The sequence below is a fragment of the Micromonospora saelicesensis genome, assembly GCF_900091575.1.
Classification (GTDB): Bacteria; Actinomycetota; Actinomycetes; order Mycobacteriales; family Micromonosporaceae; genus Micromonospora; species Micromonospora saelicesensis.
This window is the reverse complement of record NZ_FMCR01000003.1, coordinates 298,312-317,387: the sequence shown is the minus strand read 5'-3', so window position 1 is coordinate 317,387 and position 19,076 is coordinate 298,312. Positions and strand designations below refer to the sequence as shown.

Genomic DNA, 19,076 nt, shown 5'->3' with positions numbered 1-19,076 from the left:
GTCCCAGGGCCAGCTCTTATGAAACAGGCCCTAGACGCCCGGCGTGGAGAACGCGCCCTTCCGGTCCGCCCTCACGGCGACGGCGAGCGGGACGGTGAGGGTGAGCAGCCCGCCGTCGCGCTCCGCCGCAGCGGGCCGGCCCAGCCGGTGCAGCGTACGCAGCATCGGGTCGTTGGTGGCCTGCACGTGCAGCACCAGCGCCGCGTACCCGGACCGGTCGGCGTGCTGGACCACCCGGCGCAGCAACGCCGAGCCGAGCCCACGCCGCTGCCAGTCGTCCCGCACCAGCAGCGCCACCTCGGCCTCGTCGCCCTCGCCGAGCAGGTTCGCCATGGCGACCACCGACTCGGCCGTGCCGTCGGAGCCGGTGGTGCTGGCGATCAGCGTCAGCCCTCGGCTCGGCTCCAGCAGTCGACGCAGGCGGGCCGGCTGCGGCAGCGCCGCCCCGCCCAGGTAACGCCGCTGTCGGCTACGCGGTGAGCACGCCTCGTGCAACTCCACCACGCCGGGCAGATCGTGGCCGCTGGCCGGCCGGACGGCCACCTCCGCGCCGTCGGGCAGCACCACTGTGACCTGTTCGGCGGCCCGGCGCGCCACGGTGGCGGCCAGCTCGACCAGGGCCTGCGCCCGCGCGTACTCCGCCGGGGTGAAGTCGGGCGCGGCCCGGCGCAGCGCGAACGAACCGCCCGCCGGGTCGGCCAACAGCATGTCGGCCCCGGTGATCCCCCGTTCGCCGCCGACCGACGCTGGTCGCCAGCTGACGACGTCGGCAGCGAGCAGGGCCCGCAACGCCTCGCCCGTCGCGTCCGGGTCACGCACCAGCCGGTTGGCCAGCCCGAGCACCCGGGTGGGCTGGTCGGCCAGACCCCGCGCCTCGCTGCGCGCCACCCAGCAGTCCCGACCCCGACCACGCTCGACGGCGGCGATCAGCTCGGCCTCGTCGAGCGCGTCCGGCGCGTCGACCAGGAAATCGTCCACCGCGCCCTGCTCGGTGGGCTGCACCTGCACGGTGAGGATGTTGACCCCACGCAGCGCGAGGCTCGCCGTGAGCACCGACAAGTAACCCGGTCGGTCGTCCACCGTCGCTCGGATCCGCCACAACGTCATGGTTGGCTCCCTTCCCCGGTAAGAGCCTCACCCCCGCCTGTTGCCGCCCGGTTGCCCGGCGGTGTCGGCCCGGGAACTCCTCGGGCCGCTCAGGGGCCGGCGACCACCGGCGGCGCCCCGACGAGATCGAGCCGGTCACCGAGGATCACCGCGCAGGCGCGGACGAGCTGGGTGAGCCGATCCACCTCGGTGCTGTGGAACGCCGCGGCGGAAAGGGTCTCGCTGCGCTCACGAGCCACCACCAGCACCAGGCCCGCCCGGCCGAACGGCGCGATCGCGTGGTGGGTGCCGTCGGGCGTGGTCATCGACCGACCGCGCAGCGGGGTCACCTCCGGCAACCGCGGGGGTACGGGGGCACGCCAGCTCGCGTACCCCACTGTCGCCCCGCCGCCCCCGCTCCGCGAGGCCCAGTCGACCGGCACCACGGCGGCCACTGCCCAGTCGGCGGCCAGCAGCCCCGGCACCGCGTCGACCAGGGTGGCCAACCCGTCGGCCGGGTTGGCCGCGACCTGGGCCAACAGCTCCGCGTCCTGCCCGGTGGTGGTGGGCGCGCCGATCGCCCGCCACACACCGTCCACCCGCACCCCCGGTATCGCCGCGAGGCCGGCCAGCAGCCGCTCCACCCGCGCCGCGCCCGGCCAGACGACAGTGAAGTCGTCCACCGCGCGCCCGCCGAGCCGTTCGAGGACCACCACCTGGACGATGTCCGCCCCGGAGACGCCCAAGGTGCGGGCGACCTGACCGAGGGTGCCCGGACGGTCCGGCAGGGTGACCCGAACTCGCAGCAACATGTCTGTCCCTCCGCTCGGCGGGCCGGCAGGAGAGCGGCCGGCAGGCTGATCCCAGCCTGGTAGTTGACCATTTCGTCCCTGTTGCAGGGGCATGTCCCGAGCGGAAATTCTGACCTTGACAACGTGAGCGGGCTGCCATCAACTAGTCGGATGAGCGATCCGGCCGTCGACGCGTCCCGGCCGGAGGCCGTTCCCGTCTCCCCGGCAGGGCTGGCCCTGGACCGTCTCGCCGACTATCTGGCAACGCACCGACCCGAGCTGGCCGTCGGGCCGCTGCGTGCCACGCTGATCGCGGGCGGCAAGTCCAACCTCACCTACCTGCTGCGTCTCGGCGACCGCGAGGTGGTGCTGCGCCGCCCACCGCTGGGCCACGTGCTGGCGACCGCGCACGACATGGCGCGCGAGTTCCGGGTCATCTCGGCGCTGGCACCGACCGATGTGCCGGTCCCGGGCGCGCTGCTGCTCTGCACCGACCCGGAGGTGATCGGCGCACCGTTCTACCTGATGGAGCGGATGCCCGGCGAGGTGTTCCGCACCCGCGCGCAGACCGACCCGCTGGGCGACGAACGCCGCCGGGCCCTCGCCATGGCGATGATGGACACGCTCGCCGCGCTGCACAGCGTCGAGCCGTCCAGCGTCGGGTTGGCCGACTTCGGCCGCCCCGAGGGCTACCTCGCCCGGCAGGTCCGCCGCTGGGCCGGGCAGCTCGACCGCTCCCGCAGCCGGCCGCTGCCCGGCATCGACGAGCTGCGTGACCTGCTCGCGGCGACCGCCCCGGAGGGCGCGAACGCCGGCCGGATCGTGCACGGCGACTACCGGCTGGACAACCTCCTCGCCTCGGCGGACCCGGTCGCCGTGCACGCGGTGCTCGACTGGGAGATGGCCACCCTCGGCGACCCCCTCGCCGACCTGGGGCTGCTGCTGACGTACTGGGACGTGCTCGGCGGCAGCGACTCCGCCGCGGGCAACCCCGTCGCCGACGGGCTCGGCCCGCGCGCCGGCTTCCCCACCGGCAGCGAGCTGATCGACAGGTACGCCGGACGCAGCGATGTCGACGTCGGGCCGCTGCACTGGCACGTGGCGCTGGGCTGTTTCAAGCTCGCGGTGATCTGCGAGGGCATCCACTACCGCCACACGCTCGGGCAGACGCTCGGCGAGGGCTTCGACCGGATCGGCGAGATGGTGGCACCGCTGGTCGCGCACGGGCTGACCGCCGCCAGGGAGCGGTGATGGACTTCTCATACGACAGCCGGACCGAGGAGCTGCGCGACGAGCTGACCCGGTTCCTGACCGAGCACGTCTACCCGGCCGAGGCCGTGCACGCCGAGCAGGTGGCCGCCGGGGACCCGTGGTCGCGTACCCCGGTATTGGGCGAGCTGAAGGCGGAGGCCCGCAAGCGCGGCCTGTGGAACCTCTTCCTGCCCGACCCGCGCTACGGCGCCGGCCTGACCAACCTCCAGTACGCCCCACTGGCCGAGCTGACCGGGCGCAGCCCGCACCTCGCGCCGGAGGCGGTCAACTGCGCGGCACCGGACACCGGCAACATGGAGCTGCTGGCCGAGTTCGGCTCGGAGGCGCAGCAGCAGCGCTGGCTGATGCCGCTGCTGGAGGGTGAGATCCGCTCGGCGTTCTGCATGACCGAGCCGGACGTCGCGTCGTCCGACGCCACCAACATCGCCACCCGGATCACCCGCGACGGCGACGAGTACGTGATCAACGGACGTAAGTGGTGGTCGTCCGGGGCCATGGACCCGCGCTGCGAGATCTTCATCGTGATGGGCAAGACCGACCCCACCGCCGACCGGCACCGCCAGCAGAGCATGGTGCTGGTCCCCCGGGACACCCCCGGGGTGACAGTGCGCCGGGGCATGACCGTCTTCGGCTACACCGACGGTTCCCACGGCGGGCACGCCGAGATCGACTTCACCGACGTCCGAGTGCCCGCGGAGAATCTGATCGGCGCCGAGGGCACCGGCTTCGCCATCGCCCAGGCCCGGCTGGGACCGGGCCGGATTCACCACTGCATGCGATTGATCGGAATGGCTGAGCGGGCATTGGAGCTGCTCTGCCGCCGCGCGAACGAACGGATCGCGTTCGGCCGACCGCTGGCCGAGCAGGGCGTGGTCCGGGAGTGGATCGCCGAGTCCCGGGTCCGCATCGAGCAGGCCCGACTGCTGGTGCTCAAGACGGCCTGGCTGATGGACACCGTCGGCAACAAGGGCGCGCACACCGAGATCCAGGCCATCAAGATCGGCACGCCGGCGATGGCGGAATGGGTGATCGACAAGGCCATCCAGGCCTACGGCGGCGCCGGCGTCAGCCAGGACACGCCACTGGCCGCCCTCTGGGCGCAAACCCGCACCCTGCGCCTCGCCGACGGTCCCGACGAGGTGCACCGCAACTCCCTGGCCAAGCGCGAACTCCGCCGCTGGGCCCCCTAACCCGGCCCTAACCCCCACCCCCACCCGCCCACCCACCCGCCCCCGGTTGATCATGAAGTTATTGCCCTCCGCATCGGCGTGTTATGGCAATAACTTCATGATCAACCGAGGGAAGGTCTGGGGGTGCCCGGGTGTGGGTTTCTGGGGGGTGGGGGGTTAGGCGGAGGCTCGGTGGACCAGTTGGGTGTCCAGGAGGATGTGGGAGGCGGGTAGCTCCTCGCCACGGATCCGGGCCACCAGCAGGCGGGCCATCTGCCGGCCCATCTCCTCCACCGGCTGGAAGACAGTGGTCAACGGCGGTTCGGCCTGTCGGGCGATGGTCGCGTCGTCGAAGCCGATCACCGCGACATCCTGCGGCACGCGGCGGCCGGCCTCGCGCAGGGTACGCAGTGCGCCGAACGCCATCAGGTCGGACGCGACGAAGACCGCGTCCAGGTCCGGGCAGACCTCCAGCAGCCGGCGCATTCCCGCCGCGCCGCTGCCCTCGCTGAAGTCGCCGTACGCGATCAGGTCGGGGTTGACGCTGGCGCCGGTGGCCTTGACCGCGTCGGTATAGCCGGCCAACCGGGCCAGGCCGGCACCCATGTCCTGCGGACCGGCGATGGTGGCGACACGTCGCCGCCCCTGCCTCGCCAGGTACTCCACCGCCTGCCGGGCCCCGCCAACGTTGTCCACGTCGACAAACCAGGCCGGTTGGGCGCCGGGTTGCAGCATCCGGGCGGGCCGACCGCCGAGCACGGCGGGCAGGCCGCGCTCCTCCAACAGCGTCGGCAGCGGGTCGGAGTCGTGCAACGACAGCAGCAGTACGCCGTCGACGTGCTGGTTGGTGAGGTGGTGCTCGACCCGCTCCCGCTCCACCGGCGACTGCGCCATGGCCAGCCAGAGCTGCATCGGCGTCTCCAGCAGCCCGGAGCTGATCCCCCGCACGATGCTGGCGAAGAACGGCTCGGTGAAGACCCGCTCGCCGGATTCAGAGACCACCAGCGCGACGGAGTCGGTCCGCTGGGTGACGAGCGCACGGGCGGCCCGGTTCGGCACGTACCCCAGCTCTGCGATGGCCTGTTGGACCGCGGCCCGGGCCTCCGGGCTGACCTGGGGCGAGCCGTTGACCACGCGGGAGACCGTGCCCCGACCGACGCCGGCACGCGCCGCGACCGCGTCGAGGGTCGGGCGCCCGAGCGACCGGGTGCGCTGCGTTGTCATCGTCTGCTCCTCCGACGGCGGGCGGACCCGGCGCCACCTGCGAGAGGTGGACGCCGGGGCCGTCCTGATGGCTGGCCCGAGCCTATTGTGCGGCCAGACCGTTGCGCCGGATCACCGAGGCGTACCACTTGGCGCTGGACTTGGGGGTGCGGACCTGACTGTCGTAGTCGACGTGGATCATGCCGAACCGCTTGGTGTAACCCCAGGCCCATTCGAAATTATCCATCAGCGACCAGGCAAAGTATCCCCGCAGAGGCACTCCGGCGTCGATCGCCTCGTGGGCGGCGCGCAGGTGGGCGTCGAAGTAGGCCAGCCGATCGACGTCGTCGACCTGCCCGTCGACCACCGAGTCGACGAACGCGGAGCCGTTTTCGGTGACGTACAGGGGCAGATCGGTGTAGCCGTTCACGCGGCGCAGCGTCTCGGTCAGGCCCGGGGCGTCGATCTCCCAGCCCATGTCGGTGACCGGGACGCCGCGGGTGACGAACCGGACGTCCTCGCTGCCCGGCCAGCACGAGGGGGCCGGGTCGGCCTCCACTCCCTCGACCGGCGCGGCGACCACGTGCCGGCTGTAGTAGTTGACCCCGACCAGGTCCAGCGGCGTGGAGATGGTCGCCAGGTCGCCGTCGCGCACGTGCTCGAAGTCGGTCACCGTGCTGAGGTCGGCCACCAGGTCCTCCGGGTACGACCCGCGCAGCAGCGGGTCCAGGAAGAACCGGTTGGCCAACCCGTCGATCCGCCGGGCGGCGTCGGAGTCCGCGGGACTGTCACTGGCCGGGTCGACCGGGTAGAGGTTGACGGTCACGCCCACCTCGGCGGCCGGCCGGGCGGCCCGCAGTGCCTGCACGGCCAGGCCGTGACCGAGCATCAGGTGGTGCCCGGCGCGCACCGCGTCCGCCCCGTTGGTGCGGCCGGGGGCGTGCACGCCGGAGCCGTAGCCGAGGAACGCGGAGCACCACGGCTCGTTCAGCGTGGTCCAGTAGCGCACCCGGTCACCGAGCGCGTCAGCCACCAGGGTGGTGTAGTCGGCGAAGCGGGCCGCGGTGTCCCGCGCCGGCCAGCCGCCGGCGTCCTCCAACGGCTGCGGCAGGTCCCAGTGGTAGAGCGTGAGCCACGGCTCGATGCCGTTGGCCAGCAACTCGTCCACCAGGCGCCGGTAGAAGTCCAGGCCGCCCGGGTTTGCCGCGCCGGTGCCGGTGGGCTGCACCCGGGACCAGGAGACCGAGAAACGGTACGACTTCAGGCCCAGCTCGGCCATCAGCGCGACGTCGTCGCCGAGGCGGTGGTAGTGGTCGCACGCGACGTCCCCGGTGTGCCCGGCGACGACCCGACCCTCGGTGTGGCTGAAGGTGTCCCAGATCGACGGGGCGCGGCCGTCCACGGCCGCCGCCCCCTCGATCTGGTACGCCGCCGTCGCGGCCCCCCAGAGGAATCCGGGTGGAAAGGTCAGCCCGGGGCGCTCGTCGAGGACGTCGACGGCGGGTGGGCTGGCGGGGTTGCTCACGACTTGACGGCACCTTCCATGATCCCGCCGATGATCTGGCGGCCGAACACGAGAAAGACGATTACCAGGGGGATGGTGCCGATCGCCGTGGCGGCGAACACCTGGGAGTAGTCGGTGTAGTAGGCGTACGAGAGGAAGGAGAGCGAGACCTGCAGGGTCGGGTTCTCCGGGGTGAGGATGGCGTACGGCCAGAGGAACGAGTTCCAGGTCTCCATGAAGGTCAGCAGACCGAGGACGCCGGCGGCGGGACGCAGCGCGGGCAGCACGATGCTCCAGTAGATCCGGAACGTGCTCGCGCCGTCGACGCGGCCGGCCTCGATCAGCTCGTCGGAGATCGCCTGGCTGGCGTACTGCCGCATCATGAACACGCCGAAGGCGGTGACGAGGAACGGCACGGTGACCGCGTAGAGGGTGTCGTACCACCCCAGGTCCTGCATCATGCCCCAGAGCGGGATGAGCCCCATCTGGGTCGGGATCATCATGGTGACGATGATCGCCAGCAGGAGGGCGTTGCTGCCGCGGAACTTCAGCTTGGCGAAGGCGAACCCGGCCAGCGAACCGGTGAGCACCACCGACAGGGTGACCACCGAGGAGACGATGATCGAGTTCATCATGCCGGTGAGGAAGTTGGCGGCGTCGTTGTCGAGCACCCGCCCGAAGTTGTCACCGAACGCGCCACCGGGGGTCAGCGGCGGCGGCACGTCGTTGATGTTGTCCAGGCTGCGACTGCCGATCACCAGCATGTAGTAGAACGGGTAGATCGACAGCAGCGCCGCCAGGACGAGCGCCAGGTAGGTCAACGGGCTGGTGCGCCACAGGCGCTGGGAAGCCGAGATCATCGATCTCTCCTCACTTCGCCGAGCGGCGGACGAGTAGGAAGTTGAACAGCGACACCACGATGATGATCATGAAGATCGCCCAGGCGACCGCGGCTCCGTAGCCGGCGGTGTTCAGGTTCACGATGCCCATCTCGTACATGTACATGGCCAGCGTCTGGAACTCCCGCTGGTTGCCGCCGATGATGTTGCCGTTGCCGAAGAGCAGGGGCTCGGTGAAGAGCTGCATGCCGCCGATCGTGGACAGGATGACCACGAAGATGAAGGTGGGCTTGAGCATGGGCAGGGTGATCTGCCAGAACTGTCGCCACGGACTGGCGCCGTCGATCTCCGCGGCCTCGTAGAGGTCCTTCGGGATCGCCTGCATGCCGGCGAGCAGGATCAGGGTGTTGTACCCGGTCCACCGCCAGTTGACCATGGAGGAGATGGCCGTCCAGGAACTCCACCGGTGCCCGTCCCAGTCGACCGGGTCGACACCGACGAAGCTGAGCAGCCAGTTGAACAGGCCGAACTCCCGCTGGAACAGCATCCCGAAGACGATCGCGACCGCGGCCACCGACACCACGTTCGGCATGAAGATGGCCATCCGGAAGAAGGTCTTGGCGCGCAGGAGGCTCCGGTTGAGCAGGTTCGCCAGGAAGAGGGCGAGCAACAACTGCGGGATGGTCGACAGGGCGAAGATGCCGAACGTGTTGACCAGCGCGTTCCAGAAGTACTCGTCGGACACCAGCCGGGTGTAGTTGTCGAAGCCGATGAACGTGTGCTCGCCGATCATGTCCCAGTCGTGCAGCGACATCCAGGCGGTACGCAGCATCGGGTACAGCCCGAATATGCCGAAGATCAGGAAGAACGGGGCGATGTAGAGGTACGGCGAGTACTTGACATCGAGGCGGTTGAGTAACCTTCCCCGTCGACGTCGGCGATCGACGTCGGGAGAAGGCGGTGCTGCTGGCGACGGCCGTGCCGTCGTGGCCGACAGGCTCATGCGAATTTCCTTTTCCGGCGAGGCCCGGGGGCCCTCGCGCAGGGCGCTACGCGGAGGGGACCGGCCGGTGGCGTCCGGGAAACCCCGAACGCCACCGGCAGGGAATCACTCAGAAGGCACCCTGAGTCTTTGCGTCCTTCGTGAACTGCTCCCAGGCCTTCGCCTTGTCGGCCTGCCCGTTCTCGAACGCCCGCAGGGCCGGCTCGAGCGCGTTCTCCTTCACCGCCTGGTGCTTCGGACCCAGGTGGATCGGCTGGATCTTGGCGACGCTCTCCCCGAAGATCTTGCCGGTCGGCGCGTTGCTGAAGTACTCGTTGGTGTAGCTGAGGAACGCGTCGTTCTTCAGCGCCTCCAGGTTGGTGGGCAGCGGGCCCTTGAGCTTGAAGGCCTCGACCTGGCTCTTCGCGTTGGTCAGGTACTCGGCGAGCTTCGCCGCCTCCTTCGGGTACTTGCTCTGCGCCGGAACCGCGAGCCAGGAGCCGCCCCAGTTACCGCCGCCACCCGGAACGGACGCGACATCCCACTTGCCCTTGTTGGCCGGACCGGAGTTGTCCGACACGATGCCGAGCATCCAGGACGGGCAGAAGGTGGCCGCGAAGGTGCCCTGCTTGAAGCCACCCGACCACTCCGGCGACCAGGTGGACGCCTTGGCGGAGATGTCCGCCATCGAGGTGGCGGTGTCCCACGCGTTCTTCACCGCGGGGCTGGTGTCCGCGATGATGTTGTCTTCCTTGTCGTAGAACAGGTCACCGTTGCCCTGAAAGAGCACACCGTTGGAGACGGCGGTGATCGAGTCGATGAACGCCTTGCCGCCGCTGCCCTGCTTGTACTTCAGACCGGCGTCGTGGAAGCCCTTCCAGTCCGGCCAGAGCGCCGACACCTGGTCGCGCTCGGCGGGCAGGCCGGCCGCCTGGAACAGGTCCTTGCGGTAGCAGACGGCGAGGCTGCCGACGTCGGTCGGCAGGCCGATCAGCCGGCCGTCCGGCGCCTTGCCCAGCTCCCACTTCCAGGGCAGGTATTCCTTCGAGTGGTCGGCAACCAGCGGGCTGAGGTCGGCCCAGTTGCGCGCGTTGGGCTTGAACTCGTTGAGGATGCCCTCTTCCAGGGCGGTGACGTCCGCCGCGCCCTTGCCGGTGGCCAGGTAGCGGACCAGCTTCGGCCGGTACTCACCGAGCTGCGCGGTCTTGCGCAGCTCGACCTTGATGCCGGTGTCCTTCTCGTACTGCTTGACGAGCTCGTCGTAGCCCATCTCGCCGAAGGTGTCGACGACCAGCTTGGCAGGCTTCTCGCCGGCCGCCGGCTTGTCGTCGTCGTTGCCGCAGGCTGCGAGACCGCTGACCGCGGTGATCGCGGCCAGGGCAGCGGCCGCCAGGCGGGTACGCCGCGTGGTGACACTCATTCGCTGACCCCTCTTTCCGGTGGTGAGGCTGATGTGTGTGGTGGGGGGTGCTCATCGCGCCGGGCCGGGGTCCGTGAGTGACACACACCACCTCCGGGAGCGCTCCCATGAGATTGCCGGCGGGTAACGGGAGTGTCAATAGGACGTTGGGAGCGTTCCCAGATCGTTACCGCTATCTACTCCCACCCCGCCCACCCCAGCCACTCCCCCCGCCCCACCCCTGGTGATCAAGAGGTTTCGGTCAGGAGACGGAGCCCTGCTGACGCAAACTTCTTGATCAACAACGCGGGGCCCGAGGGCGTGGGGTGGGAGGACGCGGGTCAGCAGAAGTGGCGGAGGAGGGTGGTTGCGCGAGTCGGGTCGAACCGGGACGGGTCGAAGGTCGGACCGGCCCAGTCGCGCAGCATCGCGTGGCGGGAACTGACGGGGTCGGCCGTGGCGCTCTGGTCGTCCAGGGCTTCCAGGAGCGCCTGGTAACCCAACGGCCCGCCGACACCCTCCGGCGGGCAGGCTCGCTCGCCCGCCAGGCAGACCGGGTACCGCTCGTCGGGGTCGGCGGTCAACGCGTCCTCCACGACCAGGTCGTGCTCCCACCAGTCACCGAAGTCGTACGTGTAGGAGAACCGGCTGCCCTTGCCGAGCACCGCGTCGAGCCGCACGTCCAGCTCGTCGTGCAACGCCAACTCCCCGTCCGGGTCCGGCTCGCCGTACTGCATCGAGTCGATCTCGAAGGAGTGCAGGTGGCAGTCCCGCCAACCCATCGCGTGCTGCACCACCCGGTGCAGCCGGTCCAGCGTGTAGCCGGCCGGCACGAGCACCCGACGCCACACCGGCGGGCGGGTCCCGGTGAGGGACATCTTCAGCTGGAAGATCTGACGCGACATGCTGTCCTGTCCTCCCGCGGCTTAGGCTGCGAGCATGATCTGCCGAGCGTGCCGGGCCCGGCGACACGACGACTGCCCGGGCCGGAACTGGTGCGACTGCCAGCACCGTACCGCCGAACCCACCCCTCCGGTCACCGGTCCGGCCGGCGAATGACCGTCGGAATTCCGATCCGACGGCTCTGGCCCGAGCCGTCGACGCAGCCGCTCGACGACGCCGCGCTGACCGCCCTCTACGGCCGCGCCGACAAGCCCCGCCTGCGGATGAACTTCGTGGCCAGCCTGGACGGCGCGGTCACCGTGGACGGCTACTCCGCCGGGCTCTCCGGCGAGCCGGACAAGCGGGTGTTCGGCCTGCTGCGGATGGTCTGCGACGCATTGGTCGTGGCCGCCGGCACGCTGCGCCACGAGGAGTACCGGGCGGTCCGGCTCAACGAGCGCCGCCGCGCCTGGCGCCGTGCCAACGGGCTGGCCGAGTACCCGACCCTGGTGGTCGTCTCCGGTTCGCTCGACCTCGATCCGGCGCAGGCCGCCTTCGCCGACGCGCCGACCCGCCCGGTGGTGCTCACCCACGCCGACGCCGATCCGCCGCCCGGGCTGACCGACGTCGCAGACGTGCTGCGCTGCGGCGCCGAGCGGGTCGACCTGGCCGCCGGTCTCGCCGAGCTGCACCGCCGCGGGCTCACCCAACTGCTCTGCGAGGGCGGCCCACACCTGTTCGGCGCGCTCACCGCCGCCGACCTGGTGGACGAGCTGTGCCTCACCGTCTCGCCGCTGCTGGCCGGGCCCGGCCCCGGGCGGATCACCGCCGGCGACGCGGCACCACCCCGGCATCTGCCACTGCGCCACGTGCTCGCCGCCGAGGACGGCGTCCTCCTGCTCCGCCACGCCCGTCCGTGAGATCTCAGTCGATGAGCACCGCCCCGGGTGCCCACGGGATCTGGTATCGCCGGCCGTCCTCGGTGCTCGCCCAGACCTGCACCTCTTCGTACGGCTCGGCGGCGACCACCTCGACCACCGCGCCCCGCGGCGCCGCGCCGAGCGGATGCGGCACGCCATTGGCGACGACCTCGACGGTACGCCGCATCGCGTCCGGAAGACCGGCGACCCGACGTCGGTTCCAGGGTGAGCGCCACCGGCTGACCAACCTGTTGGTCATCGCGCGACGCAGGTAGGCCTCCGGCTGCCGTTGCCGGATTACGTGCCAGCGCGGGTACGCCTGCTCCAGCACCTCCTGCAGCAGGTCCTCGGCGTCCGCCCGCTGCCCGGTGATCAGTACGGCGAAGCGGAGCAGTCGCGGGCCGCTCGTCGCGACGAAGGCGCCGAAGTCGTCATTCATACGTGCTCCATGCCTAGGTAACGCGACCGGCGCCCCGGGAGTTGAGTCCGACCTCGCGCGGTGCACGCCTACACGACTTCCGCCCACCTCATGCGCTCGGTCGAGCACCCAGCGTCATGAGTGTGACGGCGCATGGTGTCGTCCGACGCGTCGCGTGGCGACCTGTCGTACTCCTCGGGCAGGATGCAGGGCATGCGCCCCGACCGTGATGCCCGACCGACCCGAGTCGCCCGATGACCGACGCCGACCTCGACAGCCCTGGCGAGGCGGTCGGGCGGGTGCTCGGCACCGCCGACGCCACCCCGTTGCAGTTCTGGACGGCCGTGGCGCCCGGCAGTTACCTCCAGCTCGACGACGTGGTGGTCACGCGACGGGAGCTGCCGGACCGGGAGCCGGTGACGATCGCCGGGGTGGTCACCCAGGTCCGCGCTCGGCACGAGGGCGCCCAGTTCGACTCCGACGTGTTCGCCATCGCCGACGGCACGCTGCCCGCGCAGGTGCAGGAGGCGGCCGAGGTGACCACCACCCGGGTCGATCCCGAGCTGTACGTGCCACCGACCCCGGGCGCTGTGGTGCACCGGGCCGAGGGTGACGCCCGGGCGCGCGCGCTGCACTTCGACCGGATGGAGCGGCGCATCCCGATGGGGATGGGTCGGGACGGGGTCCCGGTCTACCTCAACGCCGACTTCCTCGACGGCAGTCGGGGCGCGCACGTCTCCATCTCCGGCATCTCCGGGGTGGCCACCAAGACCAGCTTCGCCACCTTCCTGCTCTACTCGGTGTTCCGCTCCGGCGTGCTGGGCGGCGACGCGGTCAACGCCAAGGCGCTGATCTTCAACGTCAAGGGTGAGGATCTGCTCTTCCTGGACCACCCCAACACCCGCCTCGACGAGCCCACCCGCGCGGCGTACGCGAAGCTCGGGTTGAGCGCTGGCGCCTTCCCCGACGTGCGGGTGTACGCCCCACCCCGGGTCGGCGACTCGGCCGGCACGCCGGATGTGAGCAGCCGGCTCACCGGGGTGGATTCGTTCTACTGGACGCTGAGCGAGTTCTGCACCGACCGCCTGCTGCCGTACGTCTTCGCCGACGCCGACGACGAGCGCCAGCAGTACACGATGGTGGTCCACTCGGTGGCCGCGCACCTGGCCCGCTACGCCCAGCCCGCCGACGGCGGGGTGAGCATCGACGGGGTGCGCCTCGGCTCCTACGGCGATCTGGTCGACCACATCGTCGATCAGCTCAACGACGATGAGACCCGCTCCGACTGGGCGGGTAGCGCGGTGGGGCTGGGCACCGTCAACGCGTTCGCCCGGCGGTTGATCGGCAGTAAGAAGGACCTGGCCCGGCTGATCCGTGGCGACCTCGCCACCCGCCGCCCGCACTCGATCAACACGAGCGAGTCGGCCCAGGTCACTGTGGTCGACCTGCACAACCTTCCCGACCGCGCGCAGCGGTTCGTGGTCGGTGTGACGCTCAAGAGCGAGTTCGAGCGCAAGGAGAAGTCCGGCACCGCCAAGCCGCTGCTCTTCGTCGTCCTCGACGAGCTCAACAAGTACGCCCCCCGGGAGGGCTCCTCGCCGATCAAGGAGGTCCTGCTGGACATCGCCGAGCGGGGCCGCTCGCTCGGGGTGATCCTGATCGGCGCGCAGCAGACGGCGAGCGAGGTGGAGCGGCGGATCGTCACCAACTCGGCGATCCGGGTGGTCGGCCGGCTCGACCCGGCCGAGGCGTCCCGCCCGGAGTACGGCTTTCTGCCGCCCGCGCAGCGCCAGCGGGCGTTGCTGGCCAAGCCGGGCACCATGTTCGTCAACCAGCCGGACATCCCGGTGCCGCTCTGCCTGGAGTTCCCGTTCCCGGCTTGGGCCACCCGGGTCTCCGAGGCGGGCCGGGCACCATCGGAGACGCTGCGCTCGATCACCCAGTCCGCCGACCCGTTCGCCGTGGTGGGCTCCGGCGGCGGCACCGACGACGACATCCCGTTCTAGCTAGGGGCCGGCACAGCCATGAAGATCCTGCACACCTCCGACTGGCACGTGGGAAAGGTGCTCAAGGGGCAGTCCCGGGCCGACGAGCACAAGGCCGTGCTGGCCGGGGTGATCGAGATCGCCCGTGCCGAACAGCCGGATCTGGTGATCGTCGCCGGTGACCTCTACGACACCGCCGCGCCCAGCTCGGAGGCGACCCGCCTGGTCACCAGGGCGTTGACGGCGCTACGGCGGACCGGCGCGGACGTGGTGGCGATCGGCGGCAACCACGACAACGGCCCGGCGCTGGACGCGTTGCGCCCGTGGGCCGATGCCGCCGGCATCACGCTGCGCGGCGGGGTGCGGGAGAACCCGGACGAGCACGTCATCGACGGCACCACCGCCGGTGGCGAGCGGTGGCGGCTGGCCGCGTTGCCGTTCCTGTCCCAGCGGTACGCGGTACGCGCGTTGGAGATGTACGACCTGACCGCCGCGGAGACCAACCAGACGTACGCCGACCACCTGGGCCGGGTGCTGGGGCGGCTGACCGAGGGTTTCACCGAACCGGACCGGGTGCACCTGGTCACCGCGCATCTGACGGTGACCGGCGCGGCCACCGGTGGTGGAGAGCGCGACGCGCACACCGTGTTGGGCTACGCCGTTCCGGCCACCGTCTTCCCGGCCACAGCGCACTACGTGGCGCTGGGTCACCTGCACCGGGCGCAGCGGGTCGCCGGCCCCTGCCCGGTGCGGTACAGCGGCAGTCCGCTCGCTGTGGACTTCGGTGAGCAGGAGAACATCCCCTCGGTGACGATGGTCGAGGTGACCGCCAGCACCGCCGCCCGGGTGCGGGAGGTGCCGGTGACGGCGGCGAGCGCGCTGCGCACGGTGCGGGGCACGCTGGCCCAGCTCGCCGAGATCGAGGCACCGGACGCGTGGCTGCGGGTGTACGTGCGGGAGCAGCCTCGCGCCGGCCTGCGCGAGGAGGTCCAGGAGCTGCTCCCCCGGGCCCTGGAGATCCGGATCGACCCGGAGCTGCTGGCCGCGCCGGGCAGCGGCGCGCGCATCGCCCAGCGGTCGGGGCGTTCGCCCCGGGAGTTGTTCGCCGACTACCTGGACAGCCGGGGCCACGCCGACGAGGGTGTCCGGGAGCTCTTCGACGAGCTTTTCGAGGAGGTCGAGCACTGATGCGTCCGATGCGGTTGGACATGGCCGGGTTCACGGTCTTCCGGGACGAGACCACAGTCGACTTCACCGACGCCGACTTCTTCGCGCTGATCGGTCCGACCGGTTCGGGCAAGTCGACAGTGCTGGACGCGATCTGCTTCGCCCTCTACGGCATGGTGCCCCGCTGGGGTGGCGCCCGAGGGTTGGCGAACGCGCTCGCACCGTCGGCGACCGAGGCGCGGGTGCGGTTGGTCTTCGAGTCCGGCGGCGCCCGTTACGTGGCGACCCGGGTGGTCCGCCGGGACGGCCGGGGCAACGTGAAGACCGCGAACGCCGGGTTGCAGCTGATGCCGGCCGGCTTCGACGTGACCAAGCTGGACACCGGTCTGAGCCCGGACGACCTCGGCGAGGTGGTGGCCGGCACCCCCGCCGAGATGGAGCAGGCGGTGCTGGAGGCGGTGGGGCTGCCGTACGAGCAGTTCACCAGCTGTGTGGTGCTGCCACAGGGGCAGTTCGCCGACTTCCTGCACGCCAAGCCGGCGACGCGGCAACAGATCCTGGTCAACCTGCTGGGCCTCGGCGTCTACGAGGACGTGCAGAAGAAGGCGACGGCGCGCGCCGCGCAGGCGGAGGCCCGGCTGGAGGCGGTCGACCAGGTGCTCGCCGGGTTGACCGGCGTGGACGACGAGGCGTTGGCCGAGGCCGACGCCCGGGTGGAGCGGATGGCCGAGCTGGCGGCCGCGGTGGCCGAGGCGGTGCCGGAGCTGGCGGCGGCCCGGCTCACCGCACGGGAGGCCGCGGCGGCGCTGACCGCGCTGGACGACGAGCTGACCGTGCTGACCGGGGTGCGCGCGCCGGCTGGGGTGGCCGCTGTCGCTCGCGCGGTCGCCGCTGCGCGGGCAGACGCTGAGGCGGCGGCGACCGGGGTGTCTCTGGCCGAGGAGCGGGAGGACAAGCTGCGCGGCGAGCTGGCCGCCGCCGGTGACGAGAGCGCGCTGCGACTGCAACTGCGGGCGTACGACGATCGGGATCGGCTGTCCGGCGAGGCCGACACGGTCCGGGCGACGGTGCGCGCGGCGAATGACGAGCACGCCGCCGCGGTGGCGGCGCTGGCCGCGGCACGGGTGGTCGCCGAGCGGGCCGATGTCGAGCTGGAGGCGGCCTTCCGGGCGCACGAGGAGGCGAAGGCCACCGACCTGGCGGTGAGCCTGCGCGTGCACCTGCATGCCGGTGCGGCGTGCCCGGTGTGCGAGCAGCCGGTGGCCGCGGTGCCGGCCGTCCCGGCCGATTCGGCGGTGGCCGCCGCGACGGCGGCGGGCAAGGCCGCGCGGGCCGCTACCAAGGCCGCGCAGGCGACAGTTCAGGAGCGGGACACGGCGGCACGGGAGCTGGAGCGGCTGCTGGTGCAGGCGCGAGCCCGGCAGGAGCAGATGGAGGCCCGGCTGGCCGAGCTGGACGGGCAGCTCTCCGGCGCGGCCGAGCCGGCCGTGCTGCGCCGGGAGTTGGCCGAGCACGCCCGGTTGCGGCGCGCGCTGGAGGAGGCGGCGACCGCGGTCCGGGCCGGCCGCGAGACCGCTCGGCAGGCCCGGGCCGGGGTGGACGCCGCCGAGGAGCGGCTGCGGGCGGCGTGGCGGGCCTTCGACACCGCCCGTGACGGGTTGGCCCGGTTCGGCCCACCGGCGACCGATCGGGACGACGTGGCTGCCGCGTGGGCGGCGCTGACCGAGTGGGCGACCACAGAGGCGGACCGCCGCCGCGCAGAGCGGGCCGGTCGGGCCGCCGCCGTAGCGGAGGCCGAGTCGATGGCCGACGGGGTGCAGCGGGCCATCGCGGGCATCTTCGCCGCCGCCGACGTGCCGGTCGGGGACGACCCGGTGCACGCGGCGACAGTGGCGGTGGAGCGGGCCGACGCCGACCGTCGGCGGCTGCACGAGCGTCGCGAGCAGGCCGGGACGTTGCGCGAGCAGCGGGCGGGGCACGAGCGGGAGGCGCAGGTGGCGCGCGCGCTCGCCGGGCACCTGCGGGCCAACAACTTCGAGCGGTGGTTGCTGGCGGAGGCGTTGGACCTGCTGGTCGACGGCGCGTCGGGGATTCTGCGCGAGTTGTCCTCCGGGCAGTACGAGCTGGTGCACGACAAGGGCGAGTTCGTGGTGGTCGACCACCACGACGCGGGGCTGCGTCGCGGCGTGCGCACCCTGTCCGGGGGTGAGACGTTCCAGGCGTCGCTGGCGCTGGCGTTGGCGCTCTCCGAGCAGTTGGCCGGGATGTCCACCACGGCGGCGAGCCTGGAGTCGATCGTCCTGGACGAGGGTTTCGGCACGCTCGACGCCGCCACCCTGGACACCGTGGCGGCCACCCTGGAAAACCTGGCGGCCCGGGGCGATCGGATGGTCGGCGTGGTCACCCACGTGCCGGCGTTGGCCGAGCGGATCCCGGTCCGCTTCGAGGTGCGCAAGGATGCCCGGTCCGCGCGCGTGGAGCGGACCGGCCGGTGAGTGACGCCGCGTTCTTCGTGGATTCGTGGGATCCGGCGTACGGGGCGTCGTTCGAGGCGTCCGCTGCCGGGCCGGCCGCGCCGAGCAGCGCACAGGTCGACGCGGACGTGGAGTTGCCCGCCGTGGACTGGCGGGCGATCGGGGTACGCCCCGGGGTGCGGGCACCCGACGTGGTGTTGCTGGTCGACGGGGTTCGCCGCATCGACGCGAGCATCTGGACGGCGGAGACCGACGGCCTGTCGTTCCCCGGGTTGGCCGCCTCGTACGCGGCCGGGGTGGTCCGGTGTGACCTGGGGCGGGGTGCGGCGCAGTTGGCGGGCACCCGGGTTGGTCGGGGCCTGTTCACCGCGAGCCCGTCGGCGCAGGATGTGGTGGCGGGTGCGATCCGTTACCCGGTGCACCGGGTGGGTGGCACCGGTGAGCTGGCGAAGTTGCCGGCCGCCGTGCAGGGCCCGCTGACCGCGTTGGAGGTGGCGGTGTCCGACGCCGCCCGGGTCGACGGTGACCTGTTGGTGGTGGACGGCCCGCTGCGCAGTCGTCGGCAGTTGCCGCGCACCCTGGGCTACATCAAGACGCAGCACAGTCAGTACCTGGATGCCCGGCTGACCGCGGTGGTGACGGGGATGGCGTCGGGTGAGCGGTCCCCGGTGTTCCGGCTCGGCACCGCCTGGGGTGGTTGGTCGTGGTATTTGCGGCTGCCGGTGGCGATCGGCGCGCCGTGGGCGGGCGTCGTTCGGGTGGAGTGCTCCGCCGACCTGCCCGTCGAGGCGGCGATCGAGCTGGCCGACCTGTCGCTGGTGACCCTGCCGCGCTTCGCGTCCACCCCGTACAAGGATCCGCGGGCTCCGCAGAACCTGATCCCGATCGCCGGCCTGGAGCGCCGGCTGCGGGCCCTGCTCGGCGATTCCCGGCTGCTGCACCGCGCGTTGACCGCTGCGGCCCGCGCCGCCCGATGAGCGCGGAT

The 19,076-nt window shown here is 71.6% G+C and carries 16 protein-coding genes; 7 read left to right on the top strand and 9 right to left on the bottom strand.

What is annotated here, in order from left to right; all coding sequences use genetic code 11:
- Positions 1 to 30: 30 nt before the first annotated feature.
- Both GA0070561_RS14485 and GA0070561_RS14480 read right to left on the bottom strand, forming a co-directional pair.
- Positions 31 to 1,107 (bottom strand): GNAT family N-acetyltransferase, encoded by a 1,077-nt coding sequence (locus tag GA0070561_RS14485; protein ID WP_091400719.1) that lies wholly within the window; start codon positions 1,105 to 1,107, stop codon positions 31 to 33.
- 89 nt (positions 1,108 to 1,196) lie between these two features.
- Positions 1,197 to 1,898 (bottom strand): ACT domain-containing protein, encoded by a 702-nt coding sequence (locus GA0070561_RS14480; protein ID WP_091400717.1) that lies wholly within the window; start codon positions 1,896 to 1,898, stop codon positions 1,197 to 1,199.
- A 150-nt stretch (positions 1,899 to 2,048) separates the two neighbouring features.
- On the opposite strand from GA0070561_RS14480, the gene GA0070561_RS14475 reads away from it, so the two are divergent.
- Both GA0070561_RS14475 and GA0070561_RS14470 read left to right on the top strand, forming a co-directional pair.
- Positions 2,049 to 3,128 (top strand): phosphotransferase family protein, encoded by a 1,080-nt coding sequence (locus GA0070561_RS14475; RefSeq protein WP_091400714.1) that lies wholly within the window; start codon positions 2,049 to 2,051, stop codon positions 3,126 to 3,128.
- Entirely contained in the window at positions 3,128 to 4,339 is a 1,212-nt protein-coding gene (locus tag GA0070561_RS14470) for an acyl-CoA dehydrogenase family protein (protein ID WP_091400711.1), read from the top strand. Before GA0070561_RS14475 ends, GA0070561_RS14470 begins: the two co-directional genes overlap by 1 nt.
- A 156-nt stretch (positions 4,340 to 4,495) precedes the next feature.
- Here the strand turns inward: GA0070561_RS14470 and GA0070561_RS14465 are convergent, their stop codons facing one another.
- The 6 genes from GA0070561_RS14465 to GA0070561_RS14440 all read right to left on the bottom strand — a co-directional run bounded on the left by GA0070561_RS14465 (position 4,496) and on the right by GA0070561_RS14440 (position 11,150).
- Positions 4,496 to 5,542, bottom strand: a complete 1,047-nt coding sequence (locus tag GA0070561_RS14465; protein WP_091400709.1) for a LacI family DNA-binding transcriptional regulator — start codon at positions 5,540 to 5,542, stop codon at positions 4,496 to 4,498.
- A gap of 82 nt (positions 5,543 to 5,624) precedes the next feature.
- Positions 5,625 to 7,046, bottom strand: coding sequence for a GH1 family beta-glucosidase (locus GA0070561_RS14460; protein ID WP_091400708.1), 1,422 nt, complete (start codon positions 7,044 to 7,046; stop codon positions 5,625 to 5,627).
- The gene (locus tag GA0070561_RS14455; protein WP_091400707.1) at positions 7,043 to 7,885 is read right to left on the bottom strand and encodes a carbohydrate ABC transporter permease; all 843 of its coding nucleotides are present in this window, start codon (positions 7,883 to 7,885) and stop codon (positions 7,043 to 7,045) included. The genes GA0070561_RS14460 and GA0070561_RS14455 overlap by 4 nt, the downstream gene beginning before the upstream one ends.
- Positions 7,886 to 7,895: 10 nt before the next feature.
- On the bottom strand, positions 7,896 to 8,867 hold the full coding sequence (locus tag GA0070561_RS14450; protein WP_091400706.1) for a carbohydrate ABC transporter permease: 972 nt from the start codon (positions 8,865 to 8,867) through the stop codon (positions 7,896 to 7,898).
- A 109-nt stretch (positions 8,868 to 8,976) separates the two neighbouring features.
- The gene (locus GA0070561_RS14445) at positions 8,977 to 10,266 is read right to left on the bottom strand and encodes an ABC transporter substrate-binding protein (RefSeq protein ID WP_091400705.1); all 1,290 of its coding nucleotides are present in this window, start codon (positions 10,264 to 10,266) and stop codon (positions 8,977 to 8,979) included.
- A gap of 320 nt (positions 10,267 to 10,586) precedes the next feature.
- A complete protein-coding gene (locus GA0070561_RS14440; RefSeq protein WP_091400704.1) occupies positions 10,587 to 11,150 on the bottom strand; it encodes a plasmid pRiA4b ORF-3 family protein in 564 nt (187 codons plus the stop codon).
- Between the two features lie 150 nt (positions 11,151 to 11,300).
- On the opposite strand from GA0070561_RS14440, the gene GA0070561_RS14435 reads away from it, so the two are divergent.
- Complete coding sequence (locus tag GA0070561_RS14435) at positions 11,301 to 12,047, top strand: pyrimidine reductase family protein (RefSeq protein ID WP_091400703.1); 747 nt, start codon at positions 11,301 to 11,303, stop codon at positions 12,045 to 12,047.
- Positions 12,048 to 12,051: 4 nt separating this feature from the next.
- Here GA0070561_RS14435 and GA0070561_RS33940 read toward each other — a convergent pair whose 3' ends face one another.
- Positions 12,052 to 12,486 (bottom strand): sigma factor, encoded by a 435-nt coding sequence (locus GA0070561_RS33940; RefSeq protein WP_091400702.1) that lies wholly within the window; start codon positions 12,484 to 12,486, stop codon positions 12,052 to 12,054.
- A 233-nt stretch (positions 12,487 to 12,719) separates the two neighbouring features.
- On the opposite strand from GA0070561_RS33940, the gene GA0070561_RS14425 reads away from it, so the two are divergent.
- Genes GA0070561_RS14425 through GA0070561_RS14410 form a run of 4 tightly spaced genes read left to right on the top strand, consistent with a single transcriptional unit; the run spans position 12,720 to position 19,068 of the window.
- Complete coding sequence (locus tag GA0070561_RS14425; RefSeq protein WP_091400701.1) at positions 12,720 to 14,471, top strand: ATP-binding protein; 1,752 nt, start codon at positions 12,720 to 12,722, stop codon at positions 14,469 to 14,471.
- Between the two features lie 18 nt (positions 14,472 to 14,489).
- Complete coding sequence (locus tag GA0070561_RS14420; RefSeq protein ID WP_091400700.1) at positions 14,490 to 15,638, top strand: exonuclease SbcCD subunit D; 1,149 nt, start codon at positions 14,490 to 14,492, stop codon at positions 15,636 to 15,638.
- The gene (locus GA0070561_RS14415; RefSeq protein WP_091400699.1) at positions 15,638 to 18,112 is read left to right on the top strand and encodes an AAA family ATPase; all 2,475 of its coding nucleotides are present in this window, start codon (positions 15,638 to 15,640) and stop codon (positions 18,110 to 18,112) included. The genes GA0070561_RS14420 and GA0070561_RS14415 overlap by 1 nt, the downstream gene beginning before the upstream one ends.
- Positions 18,109 to 19,068, top strand: a complete 960-nt coding sequence (locus GA0070561_RS14410) for a hypothetical protein (protein WP_091400698.1) — start codon at positions 18,109 to 18,111, stop codon at positions 19,066 to 19,068. Before GA0070561_RS14415 ends, GA0070561_RS14410 begins: the two co-directional genes overlap by 4 nt.
- Positions 19,069 to 19,076: the final 8 nt, after the last annotated feature.

What these genes read in the sequence shown, in the direction of transcription:
- GA0070561_RS14455 (WP_091400707.1), bottom strand. Translation starts at nt 7,885, where the DNA reads ATGATCTCGGCTTCCCAGCGCCTGTGGCGCACCAGCCCGTTGACCTAC.
- GA0070561_RS14420 (WP_091400700.1), top strand. Translation starts at nt 14,490, where the DNA reads ATGAAGATCCTGCACACCTCCGACTGGCACGTGGGAAAGGTGCTCAAG.
- GA0070561_RS14435 (WP_091400703.1), top strand. Translation starts at nt 11,301, where the DNA reads ATGACCGTCGGAATTCCGATCCGACGGCTCTGGCCCGAGCCGTCGACG.
- GA0070561_RS14475 (WP_091400714.1), top strand. Translation starts at nt 2,049, where the DNA reads ATGAGCGATCCGGCCGTCGACGCGTCCCGGCCGGAGGCCGTTCCCGTC.
- GA0070561_RS14470 (WP_091400711.1), top strand. Translation starts at nt 3,128, where the DNA reads ATGGACTTCTCATACGACAGCCGGACCGAGGAGCTGCGCGACGAGCTG.
- GA0070561_RS14425 (WP_091400701.1), top strand. Translation starts at nt 12,720, where the DNA reads ATGACCGACGCCGACCTCGACAGCCCTGGCGAGGCGGTCGGGCGGGTG.
- GA0070561_RS14485 (WP_091400719.1), bottom strand. Translation starts at nt 1,107, where the DNA reads ATGACGTTGTGGCGGATCCGAGCGACGGTGGACGACCGACCGGGTTAC.
- GA0070561_RS14415 (WP_091400699.1), top strand. Translation starts at nt 15,638, where the DNA reads ATGCGTCCGATGCGGTTGGACATGGCCGGGTTCACGGTCTTCCGGGAC.
- GA0070561_RS14450 (WP_091400706.1), bottom strand. Translation starts at nt 8,867, where the DNA reads ATGAGCCTGTCGGCCACGACGGCACGGCCGTCGCCAGCAGCACCGCCT.
- GA0070561_RS14440 (WP_091400704.1), bottom strand. Translation starts at nt 11,150, where the DNA reads ATGTCGCGTCAGATCTTCCAGCTGAAGATGTCCCTCACCGGGACCCGC.
- GA0070561_RS14465 (WP_091400709.1), bottom strand. Translation starts at nt 5,542, where the DNA reads ATGACAACGCAGCGCACCCGGTCGCTCGGGCGCCCGACCCTCGACGCG.
- GA0070561_RS14445 (WP_091400705.1), bottom strand. Translation starts at nt 10,266, where the DNA reads ATGAGTGTCACCACGCGGCGTACCCGCCTGGCGGCCGCTGCCCTGGCC.
- GA0070561_RS14480 (WP_091400717.1), bottom strand. Translation starts at nt 1,898, where the DNA reads ATGTTGCTGCGAGTTCGGGTCACCCTGCCGGACCGTCCGGGCACCCTC.
- GA0070561_RS33940 (WP_091400702.1), bottom strand. Translation starts at nt 12,486, where the DNA reads ATGAATGACGACTTCGGCGCCTTCGTCGCGACGAGCGGCCCGCGACTG.